Source organism: Streptomyces sp. Act143, from assembly GCF_003143935.1.
Taxonomy (GTDB): Bacteria; Actinomycetota; Actinomycetes; order Streptomycetales; family Streptomycetaceae; genus Streptomyces.
In genome coordinates this window covers 141,622-162,109 of sequence record NZ_QFRX01000001.1, presented here as the reverse complement: position 1 = coordinate 162,109, position 20,488 = coordinate 141,622, and the positions used below count along the sequence as shown (strand labels likewise).

General features: G+C 71.6%; 19 protein-coding genes. 14 read left to right on the top strand and 5 right to left on the bottom strand.

Annotated features, from left to right (window positions below; translation table 11 throughout):
• Nucleotides 1–577: 577 nt before the first annotated feature.
• The 4 genes from DI272_RS00740 (at nucleotide 578) to DI272_RS00725 (ending at nucleotide 6,013) form a co-directional block, all read left to right on the top strand.
• Nucleotides 578–1,747, top strand: coding sequence for an inositol-3-phosphate synthase (locus DI272_RS00740; protein ID WP_258314404.1), 1,170 nt, complete (start codon nucleotides 578–580; stop codon nucleotides 1,745–1,747).
• A gap of 206 nt (nucleotides 1,748–1,953) precedes the next feature.
• Nucleotides 1,954–3,117 (top strand): sugar phosphate isomerase/epimerase, encoded by a 1,164-nt coding sequence (locus DI272_RS00735; RefSeq protein ID WP_109493201.1) that lies wholly within the window; start codon nucleotides 1,954–1,956, stop codon nucleotides 3,115–3,117.
• Nucleotides 3,118–3,234: 117 nt separating this feature from the next.
• Nucleotides 3,235–5,355, top strand: a complete 2,121-nt coding sequence (locus tag DI272_RS00730) for a PQQ-dependent sugar dehydrogenase (RefSeq protein ID WP_109493200.1) — start codon at nucleotides 3,235–3,237, stop codon at nucleotides 5,353–5,355.
• A gap of 112 nt (nucleotides 5,356–5,467) precedes the next feature.
• Nucleotides 5,468–6,013: a kinase gene (locus DI272_RS00725; RefSeq protein WP_109493199.1), complete on the top strand. Its 546-nt coding sequence runs from the start codon at nucleotides 5,468–5,470 to the stop codon at nucleotides 6,011–6,013.
• 30 nt (nucleotides 6,014–6,043) lie between these two features.
• Here the strand turns inward: DI272_RS00725 and DI272_RS00720 are convergent, their stop codons facing one another.
• Nucleotides 6,044–6,943: an NAD-dependent protein deacetylase gene (locus DI272_RS00720; protein WP_109500601.1), complete on the bottom strand. Its 900-nt coding sequence runs from the start codon at nucleotides 6,941–6,943 to the stop codon at nucleotides 6,044–6,046.
• 171 nt (nucleotides 6,944–7,114) lie between these two features.
• On the opposite strand from DI272_RS00720, the gene DI272_RS00715 reads away from it, so the two are divergent.
• Complete coding sequence (locus DI272_RS00715; protein ID WP_109493198.1) at nucleotides 7,115–7,330, top strand: hypothetical protein; 216 nt, start codon at nucleotides 7,115–7,117, stop codon at nucleotides 7,328–7,330.
• A gap of 75 nt (nucleotides 7,331–7,405) precedes the next feature.
• Here DI272_RS00715 and DI272_RS00710 read toward each other — a convergent pair whose 3' ends face one another.
• Both DI272_RS00710 and DI272_RS00705 read right to left on the bottom strand, forming a co-directional pair.
• Nucleotides 7,406–8,218 carry an SAM-dependent methyltransferase gene (locus DI272_RS00710; RefSeq protein ID WP_109493197.1) on the bottom strand — a complete coding sequence of 271 codons (813 nt, stop codon included), beginning with the start codon at nucleotides 8,216–8,218 and terminating at the stop codon, nucleotides 7,406–7,408.
• Nucleotides 8,219–8,335: 117 nt separating this feature from the next.
• Entirely contained in the window at nucleotides 8,336–9,454 is a 1,119-nt protein-coding gene (locus tag DI272_RS00705; protein WP_109493196.1) for an NAD(P)/FAD-dependent oxidoreductase, read from the bottom strand.
• A 53-nt stretch (nucleotides 9,455–9,507) separates the two neighbouring features.
• On the opposite strand from DI272_RS00705, the gene DI272_RS00700 reads away from it, so the two are divergent.
• The 7 genes from DI272_RS00700 (at nucleotide 9,508) to DI272_RS00670 (ending at nucleotide 15,550) form a co-directional block, all read left to right on the top strand.
• Nucleotides 9,508–10,194: a TetR/AcrR family transcriptional regulator gene (locus DI272_RS00700; protein ID WP_109500600.1), complete on the top strand. Its 687-nt coding sequence runs from the start codon at nucleotides 9,508–9,510 to the stop codon at nucleotides 10,192–10,194.
• 89 nt (nucleotides 10,195–10,283) lie between these two features.
• Nucleotides 10,284–11,180 carry an aminoglycoside phosphotransferase family protein gene (locus tag DI272_RS00695; RefSeq protein WP_109493195.1) on the top strand — a complete coding sequence of 299 codons (897 nt, stop codon included), beginning with the start codon at nucleotides 10,284–10,286 and terminating at the stop codon, nucleotides 11,178–11,180.
• Between the two features lie 240 nt (nucleotides 11,181–11,420).
• Entirely contained in the window at nucleotides 11,421–12,254 is an 834-nt protein-coding gene (locus DI272_RS00690; RefSeq protein ID WP_109493194.1) for an alpha/beta fold hydrolase, read from the top strand.
• 207 nt (nucleotides 12,255–12,461) lie between these two features.
• Complete coding sequence (locus DI272_RS00685; protein ID WP_109493193.1) at nucleotides 12,462–13,166, top strand: YoaK family protein; 705 nt, start codon at nucleotides 12,462–12,464, stop codon at nucleotides 13,164–13,166.
• Nucleotides 13,167–13,192: 26 nt separating this feature from the next.
• Nucleotides 13,193–13,645: a hypothetical protein gene (locus DI272_RS46125; RefSeq protein ID WP_375138017.1), complete on the top strand. Its 453-nt coding sequence runs from the start codon at nucleotides 13,193–13,195 to the stop codon at nucleotides 13,643–13,645.
• On the top strand, nucleotides 13,642–14,754 hold the full coding sequence (locus DI272_RS00675) for a Dyp-type peroxidase (protein WP_109493192.1): 1,113 nt from the start codon (nucleotides 13,642–13,644) through the stop codon (nucleotides 14,752–14,754). The genes DI272_RS46125 and DI272_RS00675 overlap by 4 nt, the downstream gene beginning before the upstream one ends.
• Complete coding sequence (locus DI272_RS00670; RefSeq protein WP_109493191.1) at nucleotides 14,735–15,550, top strand: family 1 encapsulin nanocompartment shell protein; 816 nt, start codon at nucleotides 14,735–14,737, stop codon at nucleotides 15,548–15,550. Before DI272_RS00675 ends, DI272_RS00670 begins: the two co-directional genes overlap by 20 nt.
• On the opposite strand, the gene DI272_RS00665 is transcribed toward DI272_RS00670, so the two are convergent.
• Nucleotides 15,536–17,458 (bottom strand): SMI1/KNR4 family protein, encoded by a 1,923-nt coding sequence (locus tag DI272_RS00665; RefSeq protein WP_109493190.1) that lies wholly within the window; start codon nucleotides 17,456–17,458, stop codon nucleotides 15,536–15,538. The two genes, DI272_RS00670 and DI272_RS00665, sit on opposite strands and share 15 nt — an antisense overlap.
• Nucleotides 17,459–17,737: 279 nt before the next feature.
• Here DI272_RS00665 and DI272_RS00660 point away from each other — a divergent pair, with 279 nt between their 5' ends.
• Both DI272_RS00660 and DI272_RS00655 read left to right on the top strand, forming a co-directional pair.
• The gene (locus DI272_RS00660) at nucleotides 17,738–18,802 is read left to right on the top strand and encodes an NAD(+)/NADH kinase (RefSeq protein ID WP_109493189.1); all 1,065 of its coding nucleotides are present in this window, start codon (nucleotides 17,738–17,740) and stop codon (nucleotides 18,800–18,802) included.
• Nucleotides 18,803–18,976: 174 nt separating this feature from the next.
• Nucleotides 18,977–19,414: a VOC family protein gene (locus tag DI272_RS00655; RefSeq protein WP_109493188.1), complete on the top strand. Its 438-nt coding sequence runs from the start codon at nucleotides 18,977–18,979 to the stop codon at nucleotides 19,412–19,414.
• A gap of 119 nt (nucleotides 19,415–19,533) precedes the next feature.
• Here the strand turns inward: DI272_RS00655 and DI272_RS00650 are convergent, their stop codons facing one another.
• The gene (locus DI272_RS00650; protein ID WP_109493187.1) at nucleotides 19,534–20,382 is read right to left on the bottom strand and encodes an esterase family protein; all 849 of its coding nucleotides are present in this window, start codon (nucleotides 20,380–20,382) and stop codon (nucleotides 19,534–19,536) included.
• Between the last annotated feature and the right edge of the window lie 106 nt (nucleotides 20,383–20,488).

Below are 20,488 nucleotides of genomic sequence, written 5' to 3'. Positions count from 1 at the left end.
AGGCACTGCGCCACCTCAAGGCCTACGACTTCGAACCCCCGACCGCCTCCTTCGACGCCGCCTTCGCAGGTGGCGACAACTAGCCACCGTCGAAACGCGGTTGCCGTCCCTTTCCTCTTCCGAGCCGATCAGAGCCGTGCCCGGCGGCGGTGAGCCGCCGGGCCGGTCAGGGGTGCCCCCGCCCTTTCTTTGTCCTGATCCAGGAAGAAGTTCGCCTTCTTCGTGCACAAGGGGTTCCGGCCACGGACGAACGGGGCTACGGTCCCTTCGTGCACAGGAACCACACAGTGGTTCGACACTGACGCCGCATTTCAGGTCCTACGGCACCCCGACCCCCGAGACCGACCTACCGAGGACGTCCCGCACCGCGCGGGGCCAAGAGCCCCCAGGTATCCCGCAGTTCATCCCCGCGGCCTCGCGCCGCCCACCCGCACGCCGTAACCGCGCCCCGCACGGAGCAGCTCTCCCGGGCCGCGGCCAAAGCCACCCGATGCCGGCGGTGGCCGAGAGGTCCCCGGACCCCGACGCACCGTCCCGCACACCACATCGGCACATCGACATGGCAGGGAGGCAGCCCGTGCACAACGACGGGAACGCATCGCAGCCCCGGACGGGGGAGCGGACCGCGCGCACCGGCGTCTGGTTCGTCGGAGCCCGCGGATCGGTCGCCACCACGGCCGTCGCAGGATGCGCGGCGGTCACCGCCGGACTGCACGCGCCGACCGGCATGGTCACCGAGACACCCGCGTTCGACGGAACCGGTCTGCCGGCCCTGTCGTCGCTCGTCTTCGGCGGCCACGACACCGTCCACTGCCCGCTGCCCAAGCGGGCCGAACACCTCACCGAGGGCGGCGTCCTGCCGCACGGGCTCGCTCCCGCCGTACGCGCCGAACTCCAGGCCGCCGACGACGAGATACGACCCGGCGGCCCGCTCCCGGACGAACGGCGCGGCGACGCGGAACTCATCGCCGACTTCGCCGCCGACCTCACCGCGTTCCGCGAGCGCAACGCCCTGGCACGGGTGGTGGTCGTCAACGTCTCCTCCACGGAGCCGCAGCCCGCACCCGACGCCGTACGACTGCCGGCCAGTTCCCTCTACGCGGCGGCCGCCGTGCGGGCCGGCTGCCCCTACGTCAACTTCACACCGTCGACCGGGCTGCGCACCCCGGCCCTCACCGAGGCGGCCGCGGCGGCCGGGCTTCCGCACGCCGGCCGGGACGGCAAGACCGGCCAGACCCTGCTGCGGGCGGCGCTCGCCCCGATGTTCGTCCAACGCGCCCTGTCGGTACGTGCCTGGTCCGGCACCAACCTGCTGGGCGGCGGGGACGGGGCGGCGCTGGCCGACCCCGCGGCGGCCGCGGCGAAGAACGCCGGGAAGGAACGTGTGCTGGCCGACACCCTCGGACACACACCGCAAGGTGAGGTGCACATCGACGACGTACCCGTGCTCGGCGACTGGAAGACCGCCTGGGACCACGTCGCGTTCGAGGGCTTCCTCGGCTCGCGCATGATCCTTCAGACCGTCTGGCAGGGCTGCGACTCGGCGCTGGCCGCACCGCTCGTACTGGACCTGGCCCGCCTGGTCGCCCGTGCCCACGAGGCGGGTCTGTCCGGCCCGCTCCCGGAACTGGGCTTTTATTTCAAGGACCCTGACGCGGGCCCGGCCGGCCTGGCGGAGCAGTTCACCGCGCTGCTGTCGTTCGCCGACCGCCTGCGGGAGATGCCCGTTCGCCGTCGTCCTTCCTGACTCCTCCCGCACCCGCCGCAGCCGCGCCCGCCGCCCCACGAGCGACGACGAAGGTCCGCTCGCCCTGAACTCCACCCCCCGCGCGCAGTGTCCGGCCGCCCAGCGGCCACCGCAGTGAAGTCCCTTCTCCTGCGGCTCGCCGGCCTCTGGTGAGGCGGCGTCCGCCAGGCACACGCAGCACCGCGACAACGAAAGCGAGAACCACTGTGACCGCGTTCAACGACGAAGCCGTCACCGGCGACGCCCTGCGCCGCACTCTCGGCGTCAGCCGCCGCCGTTTCCTCAGCACCTGCACGGCCGCCACCGCCGCCGCGATCGCCGCCCCGGTCTTCGGCGCCGCGCCCGCCCTGGCGCAGGACGGCCCGGCGGCCGCCGACGGTGACCGGGGCCGTTCCGCGCTGGTGCCGCCGCACAAGCGGGGCATCATCCTCTACACCGTCCGCGACGCGATCGGCCGCGACCCGCTGGCCTCCGACCTGCCCTCCGGATTCCGCGAGGTGTTCCGGCAGCTGTCGCGATTCGGCTACCGGCAGGTGGAGTTCGCCGGCTACGGCCAGCACGCCAACGCGCCCGGCGGCGCCGATCTGGGCACCGTCCAGGGCGCGAAGCTCCTGCGTTCGTGGCTCGACGAGTACGGTCTGCGGGCGCAGGGCAGCCACGGCTACATCCCGCCGTCCTGGCCGCTGACGCCGTCCGACCTGGACACCTTCAAGCGCTTCCTGGAAATCGCCAACATCCTCGGCATGGAACACATGGGCACCGGCGCCGACCCCACCAACACCCGCTACCGGGCCGACTGGGACGTGGCCGCGGAGAAGTGGAACACGCTGGGTGCCGTCGCCCGCGGTGAGGGCATCAAGCTCTACACCCACAACCACGACGCGGCCTACGACTTCCTGCTCGACGGCGGCCCGCTCGACGACCAGGGCCGGCCGACCCGCAGCTCCGGCATCCGGAAGCTGGAGTACTTCCTGACGGTGACGGACCGCAAGAACGTCTATCTGGAGCTGGATGTGTTCTGGGCACACGTCGCCCAGTACAAGTTCCACACCTACACCGCCCACGACGGCTCGCAGCGCGAGGACGTCTTCGACCCGGCCGCCCTCGTGGTGCGCAACACCAACCGCTTCCCGCTCTTCCACGCCAAGGACGGCGTCGTCAACCTCCAGAGCGGCCTGGGCTACGACATGGTGCCGTTCGGCACGGGCGACATCGACTACCGGAAGTTCTTCACCCGGGTGGGGGCGAAGAATTACCACAACCCGATGGTCGAGCAGGACAACGCACCGAGCGCGACCGTTCCCGGCCAGTCCCTGGAGTTCGCCCGGATCGGCTACGACAACCTCGCGGCCCTGCGCGCCTGCAACTGACGCGACATCACCAGTGGTGCCCGCCCGGTGACTTGCTGGTCGGGCGGGGCACCCCAGCGCTCACATCACGCATTCCACCCTGCTTTTCACCCGCTGGTCGGACCAAAGGAGTTCTGAGTGCGTAACAGACGGATCGTCACCCTCATAGGGACGGCGGCCTTGGCCGGAGCCGTCGGCCTCCTGCCCCTCCCCGCGGCCCAGGCCCACCCATCGGACCCCGCACCCCCGGCTTCGTCCGACTTCCAGAAGGTCACCCTCAACGACCGCCCGGGCGAGCCCATGGCCCTGGCCGTCCTGCCCGACCGGCGGGTGCTGCACACGGCACGCACCGGAGAGGTCCGCATCCACGACCCCAGGAGCGGCGTCAACTTCCTTGCCGCCGACATGAAGAAGAGCCCCGCCGGGCTCTACCAGCACGACGAGGAAGGCGTGCAGGGCATCGCCATCGACCCCGCGTTCGCCAAGAACCACTGGGTCTACCTCTACTACTCGCCCCGCCTCGACACCCCCATGGACGACCCGGCCACCCCCGGCGTCAACGAAGGCGACGCACCGCAGTTCGGTACGGCCGCCGATTTCGCCAAGTACAAGGGCGTCACCCGCCTTTCGCGGTTCAAGCTGGTCGGCAACAAGCTCGACTACGGCACCGAGCAGAAGATCCTCGACGTGCCCGCCGACCGCGGCATCTGCTGCCACGTCGGCGGAAAGATCGACTTCGACCACAAGGGCAACCTGTTCCTGTCGACCGGCGACGACTCCAACCCGTTCTCCTCCGACGGCTACGCCCCGCTCGACGACCGCCCCGACCGCAACCCCGCCTACGACGCGCGCCGCACCGCGGGCAACACCAACGACCTGCGCGGCAAGGTCCTGCGCATCAAGGTCAAGCGCAACGGCGGCTACGCGATACCCGACGGCAACCTCTTCGCCCCGGGCACCGCGAAGACCCGCCCCGAGATCTACGCCATGGGCCTGCGCAACCCGTTCCGCTTCGGCGTGGACGACAAGACCGGAGAGGTCTACGTCGGCGACTACTCGCCCGACGCCAACACCGCCAACCCGGGCCGCGGCCCCGCCGGCCACGGACGCTGGATGGTCATCGACCGCCCCGCCAACTACGGCTGGCCGTTCTGCGTGACCCAGGACATGCCCTACCAGGACTACGACTTCGCCACGAAGACCTCCAGCGGCGCCTTCGACTGCGCCAAGCCGGTCAACGACTCCCGCCACAACACCGGCCTGAGCGAACTGCCCCCGGTCGAGGACGCGGAGATCGTCTACGGCTACGGCGCCTCCGCGGAGTTCCCCGAGCTCGGCACCGGCGGCATCGGCCCGATGGGCGGTCCGGCGTACCGCTACGACAAGCGCAACACCGCCGAGAACCGCTGGCCCCAGTACTTCGACGGCAAGCCGCTCTTCTACGAGTGGACCCGCGACCAGATGAAGGCCATCACCCTCGGCAAGCACAACGAGGTCCAGAAGATCGAGGACGCGATCCCCGGGATCGTCACGGACGGCCCGATCGACGCCGAATTCGGCCCCGACGGCGCGCTGTACGTCCTGGAGTACGGCACCGGGTACTTCGCGGAACTGCCCGAGGCCCAGCTCTCCCGCATCGACTTCACCCGCGGCAACCGCACCCCGGAGCCCAAGGTCGCCGCGGACGTCACCAACGGCACCAGCCCGCTGACGGTCCAGTTCTCCAGCGCCGGAACGAAGGACGCCGACGGCGACGCCCTGCGCTACGCCTGGGACTTCGACGCCGACGGCACCGTCGACTCCAGGGAGGCGAACCCCAAGCACACCTTTGACGCCAACGGTGTCTACGACGCCACGCTGAAGGTCACCGACAGCACCGGCCGCTCGGCCTCCGCGTCGGTGCCCGTCGTGGTCGGCAACAAGGCGCCGGTCGTCTCCCTCACCACCGACCCGGCCCCGCACGGCGGCACGCCGTTCCACTGGGGCGACACGGTCACCTGGCAGGTCACCGTCACCGACGACCAGCCGGTGAACTGCGCGAAGGTCACCGTCTCGTTCATCCTCGGCCACGACACACACGGCCACCCGCTGTCCTCCAGCAACGGCTGCTCCGGCTCGTTCAAGACGTTCGTGGACGGCGGTCACGCCGGCTCGGACAACCTGAAGGCAGTCTTCAACGCCACCTACACCGACACGCCCCCGGACGGCCTGCCGTCCCTGTCGGGCAGCGCCGAGGTCGCCCTGACACCGGCCGACTGACCGGCTGACACCGGCACCACCACGGCGGGGCGCCCCCTCCAGGGCGCCCCGCCGGACACGTTTCCCGGCAACCCGGGGCTTCGGCACACCCGCCGCACCTGCCCCCGGTACCGTGACCGCCGTGAGGGTGGGCACGGCGGAAACCCGGCTGGTACTTCTGCGCGGCAACAGCGCCGCGGGCAAGTCGTCCGTCGCGTCCGGCCTCCGCGAGCGGTTCGGCCGGGGGCTGGCCCTGGTCGGCCAGGACAACCTCCGCAGGACCGTGCTGCGGGAACGGGACCGGCCGGGCGCCGCGAACATCGGGCTGATCGACCTGACCGCCCGCTACGCCCTGGACGCCGGGTTCCACGTCGTCGTCGAGGGCATCCTGTACGCGGACCGTTACGGCGACATGCTCGCCCGGCTGTGCGCCGACCACCGCGGCCCCAGCCACGCCTACTACCTGGACGTGGGGTTCGACGAGACCCTCGTCCGCCACGCGACCAAGCCGATCCGCGACGAGGTCGGTCCGGAACAACTGCGCGAGTGGTACCGGCCGCGCGATCTGCTGCCCGGCGGGGTCGAGACCGTCATCGGCGCCGACAGCCCCCTGCACCGGACGGTCGACCGCATCATGACCGACACCGGCCTGGCCCACCTGCCCCCGGTCGATCGCTGACCACGACGGGACGCGGTCGTCCCGGACCTCCTACGCGACCGGCTGCCCGTCCACGGCGATGTCCAGCTCGTCCGCGACGGCCGTGAGGGCGCTTCCCAGGGGGAGCGCGACGCGGGCCGAGGCGAACGGGTCGCCCCGGGTCGGGTCCCGGTTGATGATGAACACCCGCTTGCCGGCGCGGGCCGCATGGCGCACGAACCGGAGCCCGGACATCACCGTCAACGAGGAGCCCAGCACCAGCAGCGAGGACGCCTCGTCGACCAGTTGCCGGCACCGCTCGATGCGATGGACCGGCACCGGTTCACCGAAGAAGACCACGTCCGGCTTGAGGACCCCGCCGCAGTCCACGCAGGGTACGACGCGGAAGCCGGCGACCTGGTCATCGGTCAGGTCGGCGTCACCATCGGGGTTGATCCCCGCGGCCGTCGGACTGAATCCGGCGTTGGCCGCCTCCAGCCGCACGGCGAGGTCGCGGCGCGCGCCGACGGCTCCGCAGGACAGGCACACGACCCGGTCCAGTCGCCCGTGCAGGTCCACGACTCCCCGGCTGCCGGCGGCCTGGTGCAGACCGTCGACGTTCTGGGTGATCACTCCCGTGAGCACGCCGTGCCGGGCGAACGCGGCGACGGCCCGGTGTCCGGCGTTGGGACGGGCACCACCGAAGGTGCGCCACCCGAGATGACTGCGCGCCCAGTACCGCTGCCGGGCCCGCGGATCGGCGGTGAAGTCCTGGTAGGTCATCGGGGTGTGCCGACTGAGACTTCCGCCCTCGCCCCGGTAGGCGGGGATGCCCGACTCGGTGGAGATACCCGCCCCCGTCAGTACGACGACCCCACCGGCCCGCAGCGCCTCGGTCACCGGACGCAGGTCCGTGGTGCCCGGCGGCAGGTCGGGGGGAGGGGTCCAGTGGAGTGTCGGGCGCATCCGCATGTCCGCCAGCGTACGGAACCGGGCCGCGGTCGGCGTCGGCAGCACGGGGTGGAGGCGCTCGGCGCGGAGGCGTCGAGGGTCTTCGTCACCGTCGGTCATGATCCAACGCGCGCGGCCCGCCCGCCCTGCTTAGCGTCGAGGACAACGCTGTCAGTCGACAAAGGAGTTGCTGTGCGCACGTTCATCGCCAAGTCCGCCGCTGCCACTGCCCTGGCCTGCGTCGCGGTCCTGCCCCTGGCAGGCGCCGCCCAAGCCGCCCCGGCCGGGCACGTCCCGGCGGCCGTCAAGGCCGTCCCGGCGCACGACGGCCCGGGCGACCACGTCCACCACCATCACTACGACGGCCTGGGCCTCGGCCTGTTCCTCGGACTCGGCGTGATCCTCTGACACGTCGGAAGCAGCCCCCGCCGGCCCCTGGTCCACGCTGTCGACGGCGCGGACCAGGGGCCGGCACTGCACGTCTCACGGCTTGCGGGCCACACCTCCGTGCTCGGCCACGACCTCCGGAGCGGGCGCACCGGCCTCCGGCCGCCACTGCGTGACCGGCACGACTCCGGGCTCGATGAGGTCCAAGCCGTCGAAGAAGGCCGTGATCTCCTCGGCGGTGCGCAGGTTGTACGGCACCGCGCCGCTGCTGTTGTAGGCGTCCTGCGCCTGCTCGAAGACGGGGTCGATGCCGAGCGAGCCGTCATTGACGGCGAGATAGCTGCCCGAGGGCAGGGCGTCCATGAGCCGGGCGACGAGGGAGCGGGCCTGATCGTGGTCGGCGACATGCCCCAGGATGTTGCTGAGAATGAGCGCGGTGGGCCGGCCGAGGTCCAGCGTCTTCGCGGCGGCGGCGAGGATACGGTCCGGGTCCGTGACGTCGGCGTCGATGTAGGCGGTCGCGCCCTCGTCGGTGGAGCGCAGCAGGGCACGGGCGTGTGCCAGGACCGAGGGGTCGTTGTCGACGTAGACGATCCGCGCCTCGGGAGCGAGCCGCTGGGCCACCTCATGGGTGTTCTGCGCGGTCGGGAGGCCGGTGCCGACATCGAGGAACTGGCGGATTCCCGCCTCGGTGACCAGGTGGGCGATGGTGCGGCGCAGGAAGGCGCGGCTGCTGCGGGCGATGGTGACGATGCCGGGGAAGACGGCGGTGTAGGCGTCGCCCGCCGCCGCGTCGACGGGGTAGTTGTCCTTGCCGCCGAGCCAGTAGTTCCAGATGCGCGCCGAGTGCGGCACCGACGTGTCGATCTTCTGCTCCGCCGGTTCGGGCGTGGTGACGGGTTCGGTCATGAGTCGCGTCAGTCTTTCAGCCGAGGCGTGGATCATCCTGCGCCCAATCTATGCCCGAACTCCCGCTGCTCGCCCACCTGTTCGGGGAACGCAGCCGACCGGCCCCCAACCCTGTGATCAGGACGGCTGCACCTCGTCGAAGAGGGCGAGGGCCGACGCCGGATCAGGGCTGACCAGGCGTTCCAGCCCAGCGGTCGTCATCTCGGCCCACCTGCCGGCCCGGACCCACATCCGTTCCTCGAAGGCGCGGACGGCCGCGTCCGGATCGCCCCCGTCGTCGCAGAGGGACTCGGCGAGTTCGGCGCCTTCGAGCATCGCGAGGTTGGCGCCGGCCCCCAGCGGGGGCATGAGGTGGGCGGCGTCGCCCAGGAGTGTCACCCCGGGGACATGGGTCCAGGTGTGGGGCACGGGCAGGACGTGGAGGGGCCGATGGGTGAACACGCTCCCGTGGCGCAGGAGGTCGAGGACACCGGGAGCCCAGCCGTCGAACAAGGAGAGCAGGCTCGCGCGCACGGCCTCGGTGTCCGTCAGGTCCAGGTCTCCGTGCCAGTCCAGGGGCGCGCGGAACTGTGCGTACGCCTTGACGTGGCCGCCGCTGTTGCGTTGGGCGACGAGTGCGCGGTTCACGCCGTACACGGCCAGGGAACCGTCGCCGATCAGCCGGGCGAGGTCGGGGTGGCGGGTGTCGACGTCGTCGAGGGAGGTCTCGACCGCGGTTATGCCGGTGTAGTGCGGTGTCACCGGGGAGACGGCCGGCCGGGTCCTGGACCAGGCGCCGTCCGCGCCGACCACGAGGTCGTACGCCTCCTCCCGCCCGTCCTCGAAACGGACCAGCACACCGTCCGCGGCACCCGGCACCACCTGGGTCACACCTCGGCCCCACCGGACGTCGAGCGGGCCGAGCAGCAGGTCGCGCAGTTGCCCGCGGTCGATCTCGGGGTTGGCCCGGTCGTCCGGACGGGGCAGCCAGTCGCGCAGGACGGTCCCGTCGGTGTCCAGGATGCGCATGGCCTGGCCCTCGGGACGGGACAGCGCCTGGAACTCCGCCAGCAGCCCCGCTTTGTCCAGCGCGAGCTGGCCCAGCCCCGCGTGCAGGTCCAGCGTGCCGCCCGGGGGGCGGGCGTCGGGGGCGGGATCGCGTTCAAGGAGGGTGACCTGACGGCCGTGGCGGTGCAGGACACGGGCGAAGGTGAGGCCTGCGGGGCCGGCGCCGACCACGGCGATACGCTGTCTCATGGCGATACACTGTATTTCCCCGCTACGCCGCATCGCAACGAAACGGTGTGACCATGACTGTGTGGGACCGGCCGGAGCGGCCGACACGCCCCGTACCCCTCGACCGTGAGCGGATCGTCGCCGCGGCCGTCGCGCTGGCCGACGAGGGCGGGCTGGAGGAGGTGTCCCTGCGCAAGGTCGCCGCCCGGCTCAACGCCGGGCCGATGCGGCTGTACGGATACATCGCCAGCAAGGAGGAGCTGTTCGACCTCATGGTGGACGAGGTCCAGGCCGAGATCCTCCCCGACACGGCACCTGCCGACTGGCGGGAGGCACTGCGCGTCCTCGCCCACCGCACCAGGCGGACCGTCCTGCGTCACGAGTGGCTGGCCGACCTCCTCGGTGGCCGGCCCACCCTGGGCCCGAACGGCCTCGCCGTGACCGAGGCCAGACTGGCCGCCCTCGACGGCCTCGCCGACATCGACACCGTCCTGCGCGCCGTGGAGACCGTCAGCGCCTACACCACCGGCGCGATCAGACGTGAGATCGCCGCCCTGCGGGCCGAGCGCGCCACGGGCCTGTCCAAGCGCGACTGGCAGCGCGCCAACGGCCCCCACGTGACGAGGATGCTGGCCACGGGCCGCTTCCCGGCGCTGGCCAAAGCCGTGCACGAGGGCACGGACGTGGACGCCGAGACGTCCTTCGCGACCGGCCTGGACTGGGTCCTCGACGCCGTGGCCGCCCAACTCGTCCAGCCGTGATCGTTTTTTCGCCACCGAGCGGCGGCATCGAGCACGATGCACCGGGGGTGGGCACCGCTCTGCCCGCCACCTCGGTACCGTGACGTCGCATGACCGGCACCGAGATCGAGATCACCGCGGACCTGGTCCGCGAGCTGCTGCACGAGCAGCATCCCGACCTTGCGGACCTGGCCCTCCACGAGGTGCCGGGCGGCTGGGGCAACCAAATGTGGCGTCTCGGCGACGAGTTGGCCGTGCGCATGCAGCGCATGGACCGCACCCCGGAGCTCCAGCTGAAGGAGCGGCGGTGGCTCCCCGAGCTGGCGCCGCGCCTGCCGCTCCCGGTGCCTACGCCGGTGCGGTGCGGTGAACCGTCCGAGCGCTTCCCCAAGCACTGGACGGTGATGACATGGGTGCCCGGTGAACCGCTGGACCACGGCACGATCCGCCGCGGCCCCCACGCGGCCGACACCTTGGCGGGCTTCCTGCGGGCACTCCATGTACCCGCACCCCCCGACGCGCCCGTCGCCACGGACCGCGGCGCCCACCCCCGGGACTGCACGGGCGGCTTCGACGACTTCTTCCATGCCGTCGTCCCCGACGACATCGCCGCCGACGTGCGGGAGGTGTGGGACGACGCCGTCGCGGCCCCCGCATGGCAGGGCCCGCCGATGTGGGTGCACGGTGACCTCCATCCCGCGAACGTCGTCGTCTCGGACGGAACACTCGCGGGCATCGTCGACTTCGGCGACCTGTTCGCCGGCGACCCGGCGTGGGACCTCGCCGCCGCATGGGTACTGCTCCCCGCGGGGACGGCCGCACGCTTCTTCGACACGTATGCGCACGCGGACGAGGCCGCGATCCGGCGGGCCCGCGGACTGGCCGCGATGAAGAGCCTCTTCCTGATGCTCATGGGGCAGAACGGGGACCGGGGGCTTCCGGGCGGCAAACCGCACTGGGGGCCTGTCGGCCGGGCCGCACTCGACAGGGCGCTGCGGGGCGTTTGAGGTGCGCCGGGTTCTGCGGGGCGTTCGACGCGCCCCCTCGCGGACCCCGACCTCGCAGCCGTCTCGCTTCTGAAGAATCACCCCGCATCACCTATAACTATTGATATGCCCTTTTCGCGCCTATTGGTGGAACCCGGCGGACTCAAGTCCCTTCACACATTCATGTGATGCGGGTTCGGCACAGGACTGTGAGGCTGAACCACATCACCGGCTGACAACACCCCGAAAGGCGTGATCTTGATGACCTTCGTGACAGTGGGCCAGGAGAACAGCCACTCCATCGACCTCTACTACGAGGACCACGGCACCGGCCGGCCGGTCGTCCTCATCCACGGCTACCCCCTCAACGGGCACTCGTGGGAGAAGCAGGAACGCGTGCTCCTGGAAGCCGGATACCGGGTCATCACCTACGACCGCCGAGGCTTCGGGCAATCGAGCCAGCCGACCATCGGCTACGACTACGACACCTTCGCCGCCGATCTGAAGGCCCTGCTGGACCACCTCGACCTCCAGGACGTGGCCCTGGTCGGCTTCTCCATGGGCACCGGCGAGGTAACCCGCTACCTCGGCCGCTACGGCTCGGCACGGGTCAGCAAGGCGGCGCTGCTCGGCGCGATCCCGCCCTTCCTGCTCAAGACCGACGACAACCCCGAGGGGGTCGACGGCTCCGTCTTCGAAGGCATCAAGGAGGCCGTGCTCAAGGACCGCCCGGCCTACTTCAAGGACTTCCTCGACAACTTCTACAACGTCGACACCTACGCCGGGACCCGGATCAGCGACCAGGCCTGGCAGAACAGCTTCAACGTCGCGGTCGCCGCGTCCGCGTACGCCGCCTACGCCTGTGTCGACACCTGGCTGACCGACTTCCGCGACGACCTGCCGAAGATCGACGTGCCCACGCTGCTGGTGCACGGCAACGCGGACCGCATCCTGCCCTACGAGGCGACCGCCGAGCGGCTGCCCGGCCTGATCAAGGACCTGACGTTCGTCACCGTCGAGGGCGGCCCGCACAACATCGCCTGGACCCACCCCGAGGAGGTCAACCAGGCGCTGTTGGACTTCCTCGCCAAGTGACCCCGGGGGAGCGGTCCGGTACGCGGCCCTGGTCCGGTCGGGGACCGGGTGAGCGGCGCCGGTACGCGGCCCCGGCCCGGCCGGTTTCCGGGTGATCACTGCCGGTACGAGGGCTCGTCCGGCCGGCGACCGTGTGCGCCCGGCCCCCGGCGCCGGTTCCGGCCGGGCGTCCGGCGTCCACGCCACCGTAGGAAGACGGAGAAGACGATGCCGGACGCTGCGCAGGCCACCGCGCCACCGCCCTGGCCGGGCCGGGACCGGCCGGTGCGGTGGCTGCTGGTGCTGACGGCGGGCGCCACCAACGCGTTCGGCTTCCTCGCGCTGAACGGCGTCTTCACCAGCGTCGTCACCGCCAACTCGGCACTGCTGGGACTCCATCTGGGCAGCGCCCACCTCGCCGCCGCCCGCGCGGTCGCCGTGGCCCTGCTCGGCTATGTCGTGGGCGCGTCGGTGGGCAGCCTCGTCTCGGCCGGCCGCGGACGCATCCCGTCGGGAGGCATCCGGGCCGGACTGCTGCTGGAAGCGGCGCTGCTGTGGCTGGTCGCGGCCGGCTGGCTGTGGCGGCACGGCACCGCACCGACCGGCGGGCATGCGCTGCTGCTGTTCCTCACGGCCGCCGCGATGGGCTGCCAGAACGCCAGTGTCCGGGTCACGACGGGCGGCGACGTCACCACCGCCTACCTGACCGGCCTGCTCACCTCCGCCATCGCCGGCTGGACGACCGCCGGACGCCTTCGCACGCGCGACGTGACCACCGTGCTGCTGCTGATCACCGGCGCGGCCGCCGGTGGAGCCCTGCACCGCTGGCTGAGCTGGAGCACGCCGCTGCTGCCCGCCCTGCTCGTCACGGCCGCCCTAGCGGCCACCTGGGTGCCCTCACCGTCCCTGACCCCGCTGTCGTCGCACACCTGACACCACCCCGCCCGCAGGAGAACGAGATGACCGCACCCGACGTGCACCCCACCGCTGCCCCCGCCTCCCCCGGGGACGACAGCGCCGGCCGCTCCGCCACCGGCGGCGACGGCCCCGCCGACGACAGCAGACCCGCACACCGGCCCTACCACCACCCGGCGGCCGGCTGGGGAGCGGCGAAGAGCGTCTCCCAGGTGCCCATCCGCGAACGCGCCCTGGTGGACGGCCTGAAGCCCGACATCTGCGAGAACATGACGGGGTCCGACTTCGCCCTGGAGGACCAGGGACGCCACTTGGACAACGACCGCTACCGCGGCATCGCCCCCGGCAGCCTCGACATGCCCCGCGGCAGCGCCGCCGGATACATGCCCGAGATGAACGTGCTGGTCGCGGCGAGCGACTACAGCACCCAGAGCAACCAGCCCCTGACGAAGAACATCAAGGTCCGTGTCACTCCGCACACCGAGGACCCCTCATGACCGGGCAACCCGCCGAGCGGGGTGCCGCGTGGGCCGTTGCCGGGGCGGAGCCGCAGGAGGTGCTGTCGCCGCTCACCAGCGCGGCCGTCTTCCTGGTGGTGACGGTCGATCAGGGAGGCGAGGACACCGTCCGCGACCTGCTGTCCGACGTCGCCGGGCTGACCCGGTCAGTGGGCTTCCGGGCCCAGCCGGAGGGCCGGCTCAGCTGTGTCACCGCCATCGGCTCCGACGCCTGGGACCGGCTGTTCACCGGCCCGCGACCGGCAGACCTGCACCCCTTCCGGGAACTCGCCGGAAAAGCCCACCGGGCCCCCGCGACCCCCGGTGACCTGCTCTTCCACATCAGGGCGGCCCGCCAGGACCTGTGCTTCGCGCTGGCCGCGGAGATCATGGACCGGCTGCGCGGCTCGGTCACCGTGCGGGACGAGGTGCACGGCTTCAAGTACTTCGACGAGCGCGACCTGCTCGGTTTCGTCGACGGCACGGAGAACCCCACCGGCGCCGCCGCCCGGGCTGCGGTCCTGGTCGCGGACGAGGACCCGGACTTCACCGGCGGCAGCTATGTGGTCGTGCAGAAGTACCTGCACGACATGGCGGCCTGGGAGGCGCTGTCCGTGGAGGAGCAGGAGCGGGTGATCGGACGGCGCAAACTCTCCGACGTGGAACTGGCCGACGACGTCAAGCCCGCCGACTCGCATGTCGCACTCACCACGGTCACGGACCCCGACGGCACCGAACGCCAGATCCTGCGCGACAACATGCCGTTCGGCGCCGTCGGACGCGCCGAGTTCGGGACGTACTTCATCGGCTACGCCCGCAGCCCCGACGTGACCGAGACGATGCTGGAGCGGATGTTCCTGGGCACGGAGTCGGCCGCGCACGACCGCATCCTGGGCTTCTCCACCGCGGTGACGGGCGGTCTGTTCTTCGCGCCCACCGCGGACTTCCTGGAAGACCTCCCCGAGGCGCCCCAGAGCCCCGGCACCGCCTCGCAGCTGCCCCGGGCCGTCGTCCTCCCGCCCTCCGAAACCCCTTCCCGATCCGCCGACACGTCCCTGGGAATCGGCAGTATGAAACGGAGTCCCGTCGATGAACAACCTGCACCGTGAACTGGCGCCGCTCTCCGACGCCGCCTGGGCCGACCTGGAGGAGGAGGCCCGCCGGACCTTTCGCCGGCATGTGGCGGGCCGCCGGATCGTCGACGTCCCGGAACCGGGTGGCCTGGGCCTGGCCGGAGTGGGGACCGGCCATCTGGACGAGGTGACGGCCCCGGCGGACGGCATCCAGGCGCGCAGGCGCCGCTTCCAGCCGCTGGTGGAGCTGCGCGTGCCCTTCACGCTGGACCGCGCACAGGTCGACGCCGTCGCCCGCGGCGCCAAGGACGCCGACTGGCAACCCTTGAAGGACGCCGCACGGCAGCTTGCCTTCGCCGAGGACCGCGCGGTCTTCGAGGGGTTTGCCGCGGGTGGCATCAGCGGACTCCGCGCGGACTCCTCCCACCAGCCCCTCGCCCTGCCCGCCGACGTACGGGCCTACCCCGACGTGATCAGCCGGGCCGTGACGGCCCTGCGGCTGGCCGGCGTGGACGGCCCCTACACCCTGGCGCTCAGCGCCGACGCCCACACGGCGGTCAGCGAGACCTCCGACCACGGCTATCCCGTCCTGCGCCACCTCGCCGCACTCCTGGACGGCGACATCGTCTGGGCACCGGCCATCGACGGAGCGTTCCTCCTGTCCGCCCGCGGCGGCGACTTCGAACTGCGGCTCGGCCAGGACGTCTCGATCGGCTACCTCTCCCACGACGCCATGACCGTCACCCTGTACTTCGAGGAAACCCTCACCTTCTTCGTCCACACCGCCGAGGCGGTCGTGTCCCTGACCGCCGCCGGGTCACCCGCCCCCTGATCCCTGATCCCGGACCCCGCTTCGGCCGCGGCTGATGTAGGCGTAGGCGAAGCCCTCGCCGTCGCGGGGCGCCCGGGTCCAGGAGCGGGTGGTGAAGGTGTGGAGCCTGCCCCGGGTCAGCGCGAACCGGGGGAGCGAGAGCCCGAGTTCGGTGTGCAGGGCCTCCAGCAGCCGCAGCTCACGGTCCGGTTCGGTGTCCTCGGGGCGGAACAGCCGTGCGGGATCGAGGGCGCCGGGTATCGCCCCGGAGCCGTGGATCTCCGTGCCGCGCACGGTGAACGCGTAGAGCTCCGCGCCGTGTTCGGCCACCGACACATGGAACGCGGCCGGACGGTCACCCGGGGCGCCGCTCGTCGCGTCGCGCCACACCACCACCGCCCGGCCCGACGCGGAGGCTGCCGGGGCGGGGGACACGAACCGCGCGTGCAGGCGGCGGTGCGAGGAGCCGTCGAAGGCGAAGGCCCACCCCTCGGCGGTACGGCCGACCGCGACGACGGCCCGGTCCTCCCAGAGTTCCACACCCTCCCGTTCATGCGGCTGGGGTGCGCGCCAGGACGCCGTGCGCGGGTCCGTGGGCGCGCTCAGTCCGGCGCCCTCCTCGCCGATCAGGGCGGGCATCCGGGCCGGGTCGACGCCCTGGACCCAGACACAGCGGTAGCCGTCCAGAGGCTGCCGGTTCGCCGCAGGCTCCGTCAGCCACGCAAGACCCGGCGGATCGAGATCGGGCACCGGCTCCGGAACCGGCCCGGTCTCGCCGGACCGCGGAGTGGCCAGGAGCTCCCGCCCGCGCTCCGGGGTGATCAGCGGTCCCAGAACCGGATCGGCGAGCAGGCCGAGCGGGGCGATCAGCGACGGCCCGGGCGACTCCCAGCAGGGGAGCGCTTCACGCAGCACCCGCCACGCGCCGTCGTACGCCCCCCAGCGGGCCGACTCGCGGGCCTCGGCCACGGCCTGGCCCCACGCACCGGGAGGCGCGTAGCGATACGTGCCGTCTCGCAGCGCGCCCAGTACGGTCTCGGCGGCCTCCCGCGCGACCCCGCGGGCGCTCATCATCCCGAGCCAGTGGTCGTCCCCGCTCGAGAGCCACTCGCCCCGCGCCGGCGACATGGCCTCCACGGGCAGGATGTCCGGCAGGTAGCGCGGGTCCGCCACCAGATCGCCGTAGCCCTGGGAGCTGTGCGGGGCGAGCAGATGCCGGAGCTGGTTCAGCAGGACCGCGCTCCCGGGGCGTCCGAAGGAGAACGCCTCCTCCAGCAGCGGCAGCGCCTCCTCGAACCGGCCGCGCAGGGCCAGCAGGCGCGCCTCCGTCACATGGGCGTCCTGGGCGCGCGTGGTCGCGTTCACGAAGTCGGGTCGCTCCACCCGGTCGGCGTGGAAACCGCGGTACATCGCCTCCATGTACGCGCGGAACGACGGGTAGCGCTGCGGCATCTCACCGCCCCAGCCCTTGTAGACGTACAGCGCCCACTCGCCGTCCTCGTCGACGTCGCCCGGATCGAGCAACGCGTTCGACATGTCGGAGTCCGTCTCCAGGCGGAGCGCGCGGCGCCACATCCCGGCCAGGAGCACCTCCTCCGAACGCGGATGGTCGCCCAGATTCTCCTCGTACATCAGGCTCATGTCGTACGGGTCCCGGAACCAGTCGATGTCCGCCGCCCCGCCGAGCTGGTAGACCCCGGCCGTCTGGTCCACGTGCCAGCCGTCGCTCACCGTCAGGAACTCCCGGTACGAGGGCGGCAGCCGGCGACCCAGCCGCTCCTCGGCCGCAGCGATCGCCGCCTCGTCCGCCCCGGGCCTGCCCGGGCCCGCGGCGGTCTCCTCCTCGTCCTCGTCGGCGTCCGCCCGCGGAACCCACTCCTGCTGCCAACGTCCGAGGAACTCACGCCAGTTGAAAGACTCGTCACTCATGGTCGGATGGTGTCATCCGGCACTGACAACGCCCGCCCGAGCGGCTTGTCGGCGGTCAGCAGGTGCCGCGGGCGCGGTCCCATGACGTAGGGCAACGCCCCGGCCCGACGGCCTCACCCAGCTCCCGGCACGGCCACGACATCGCCACGTCGCATCACGATGCCCGCCGCGGTGCGGGCCGGTACGCTCCCCGGAGATCCGCGTTCGGGGCATTTCGGCTGGAAAGAGCTGACCTGCCTGCCCCGGATCGGCGCTGTGCCATCCCACCAGGAGGACCTCATGCCCGTTCGTCGTCTCGGTCTCGTCGTGCATCAGGGCCGGGACGAGGCCCGGGCGGCGGCGCGGACGGTGCGCGAGTGGAGCGCGTCCCACGGCATCCGCTGCACGGACATCGATGTGTGGGGCGCCGAGCACGGGCGGCGACACGGCCAGGAAGAGGCGGAGGCGGCCGGCAACCCGGACCTGGTGGTCACCCTGGGCGGGGACGGCACTTTCCTGCGCGGCGCCCGTATCGCGGTCAGGAGCGGTGCGAGCGTGCTCGGTGTCGACCTCGGCAAGGTCGGATTCCTCACCGAGGTCTCCGTCTCGCAGATGGTGGCCGCCCTGGACGCCGTGCATGACGGCCACGCCTCCGTCGAGGAGCGCATGACCCTGACGATGCGGGCCTCCCGGCCGCTGGAGATGCCGAGCGAGCTGGAGGTCCTGACGCGCTACGGCCACGGCCCGGCGCTGCCGGCACCGCACGTGCGTCCGGAGAGCGCCGGAGGACAAGGCTGGGGCGTTCGGCTGGACGTCCACGCGCTCAACGACATCGTCCTGGAAAAACTCGTCCGGGACCACCAGGTCAGCGCCGGCGTCTACCTCGCCGGGCGGCTGCTGGCCGCCTACTCGGCCGACGCCCTGGCCGTGGCCACCCCCACCGGCTCCACGGCCTACAGCTTCGCCGCGGGAGGCCCCGTGCTCTCGCCGCACATGGACGCCCTCGTCTTCACCCCGATCGCCGCGCACATGACGTTCGACCGCAGCATCGTCGCGGCGCCCGACGAGCCGGTCGCCCTGCGCGTGCTGCCGCACTCGGGTCGCGCCGTGGTCAGTGTCGACGGCCAACTGCGCGGAGTCCTCGAGCCCGGCGACTGGATCGGCGTCTTCCGCGCGCCGGAGCGGGTGCGCCTCATCCGGCTGCACCCCACCGACTTCTACGGACGGCTGCGGGACCGGTTCCGTCTCACCGACGCGCCCGCCACCGCGCAGGACGGCCCGGCCTCACCGCTCTTCCGGCCCGACAGCCCGGTACCGCCGGACCTCGCCGGCCTACGACTGCCGCCGCCCGCGGCGGCCCGCTGAACCGTATGGTCGCCCGGCTCCGCCGAAATCAGCCGGCGAGGGGACACCCGTCCCGGTGCGGATGCCGATGTTTCTCGAATCGGGCCTGTGAGGATGTCGAGAACGTCCCGGCGGCTCCGTCCCAGGGATGTCAGCGGCCATCACGGGCCGTACGGATGAGAGGGAGAGATCAGCATGGCGATTCAGCGGATGGACAACGTCGGCATCGTCGTCGAGGACATGGATGCCGCAGTCGCCTTCTTCGTGGAACTCGGTATGGAGCTGGAAGGCCGGGGCGAGGCCGAGGGCCCCTTCGCCGACCAGTGCACCGGACTCGACGGTGTCCACTGCGACATCGCGATGCTCCGGACCCCGGACGGTCACAGCCGGCTCGAACTGGCGAAGTACCTCAGCCCCGCGGCGATCAGCACCGAGCGTGACCGGCCGCACAACATTCTGGGCACGCACCGTGTCATGTTCGCCGTCGACGACCTCAAGGACACCGTTGCCCGCCTGCGCCCTCACGGTGCCGAACTCGTCGGTGGGATCGCCCAGTTCGAGGACAGCAATCTGCTCTGCTACCTCCGCGGCCCGGAGGGGATCATCGTCGGACTGGCCGAGCAACTGCGCTGAGAGGGAGAAACGGCCGCCACGGCGAGTGTCACAGTTGGCTTCGTGGGCGATGGCCGGGACACCGCCCCGGCGTACACGGCAGCTAGTAGCCGGGCACGGCTGCCGAACACCGGTGGCGTTCAGGCCTCGTCGGCCCGCCACAGCCAGCGCAGTGCGTCGGGGAGGAGAACCCCGCCGTGGTTGGGGCTGTGGCCGCCGTCGCCCAGGACCAGACGGAAGTCGTAGCCCCCTTCCGCGAGGGCGGCCGCGACGCGCAGGTTGTGGGCCAGCCAGTTCCTCTCGGGCTCGTTCCAGCCCAGGTCGCGGTGGCCGGCTTGGAGGAAGACGCGCAGCGGGCCCCGCGCGTGGCGGGCGATCAGGTCGGGGTAGGGGTTGCCGCCCGGCATCTGCGCGAAGCTGCACAGGTAGCCGATGACGCGGCGGAACTTGTCCGGGCGCAGCCACGCTGCGGTGAAGGCGCAGTTGCCGCCGCTGCTGCTACCGCAGATGCCCCACCGGTCAGGGTCCGCGGCGATCGTGTACCGCCGGGTGACCTCGGGGATGATCTCGTCGAGCAGGAACGTGGCGTACCGGTCGTCGAACGCGTCGTACTCGGTGTTGCGGTTCTTGGAGTCCTCGGCGTCGGGGAAGACGCCGGGGTCGACGAACACACCGATGGTGACCGGGATGTCGCCGCGGTGGACGAGGTTGTCCAGGACGATCGCGCCGCGGACCTCTCCCTCGGGGTCCAGGTACCACCATCCGTCCTGGAACACCATCAACGACGCTGCCTGCGCGGGGTTGTAAGCGGCGGGCACGTGAACCCAGAACTTCCGGGACGTGCCCGGGTAGACCGCGCTGTCGTTCCAGTCGAATGCGAGCGTCTCGCCGACCGGTACACCGGGTTGGAGGGTCGAGTCGGGCCCGTGGGCGTAGCGAACGTCCGACTGGTCCACGGGGAGCGGCCGGTAGGGCACCTCGTTTGTCACGCGGGCCAACCTAGGAGAGATCACGGGTCTCCTCAAAGGGATTTGTCGCCGGTGCCTCGTGGCGGATAAGGGGGCCGTTCGCGGGCGGAGGCCAGTGACTACGAGA

What these genes read in the sequence shown, in the direction of transcription:
- DI272_RS00670 (WP_109493191.1), top strand. Translation starts at nt 14,735, where the DNA reads ATGAACAACCTGCACCGTGAACTGGCGCCGCTCTCCGACGCCGCCTGG.
- DI272_RS00700 (WP_109500600.1), top strand. Translation starts at nt 9,508, where the DNA reads ATGACTGTGTGGGACCGGCCGGAGCGGCCGACACGCCCCGTACCCCTC.
- DI272_RS00720 (WP_109500601.1), bottom strand. Translation starts at nt 6,943, where the DNA reads ATGCGGATGCGCCCGACACTCCACTGGACCCCTCCCCCCGACCTGCCG.
- DI272_RS00695 (WP_109493195.1), top strand. Translation starts at nt 10,284, where the DNA reads ATGACCGGCACCGAGATCGAGATCACCGCGGACCTGGTCCGCGAGCTG.
- DI272_RS46125 (WP_375138017.1), top strand. Translation starts at nt 13,193, where the DNA reads ATGACCGCACCCGACGTGCACCCCACCGCTGCCCCCGCCTCCCCCGGG.
- DI272_RS00705 (WP_109493196.1), bottom strand. Translation starts at nt 9,454, where the DNA reads ATGAGACAGCGTATCGCCGTGGTCGGCGCCGGCCCCGCAGGCCTCACC.
- DI272_RS00685 (WP_109493193.1), top strand. Translation starts at nt 12,462, where the DNA reads ATGCCGGACGCTGCGCAGGCCACCGCGCCACCGCCCTGGCCGGGCCGG.
- DI272_RS00690 (WP_109493194.1), top strand. Translation starts at nt 11,421, where the DNA reads ATGACCTTCGTGACAGTGGGCCAGGAGAACAGCCACTCCATCGACCTC.
- DI272_RS00675 (WP_109493192.1), top strand. Translation starts at nt 13,642, where the DNA reads ATGACCGGGCAACCCGCCGAGCGGGGTGCCGCGTGGGCCGTTGCCGGG.
- DI272_RS00655 (WP_109493188.1), top strand. Translation starts at nt 18,977, where the DNA reads ATGGCGATTCAGCGGATGGACAACGTCGGCATCGTCGTCGAGGACATG.
- DI272_RS00710 (WP_109493197.1), bottom strand. Translation starts at nt 8,218, where the DNA reads ATGACCGAACCCGTCACCACGCCCGAACCGGCGGAGCAGAAGATCGAC.
- DI272_RS00665 (WP_109493190.1), bottom strand. Translation starts at nt 17,458, where the DNA reads ATGAGTGACGAGTCTTTCAACTGGCGTGAGTTCCTCGGACGTTGGCAG.
- DI272_RS00660 (WP_109493189.1), top strand. Translation starts at nt 17,738, where the DNA reads ATGCCCGTTCGTCGTCTCGGTCTCGTCGTGCATCAGGGCCGGGACGAG.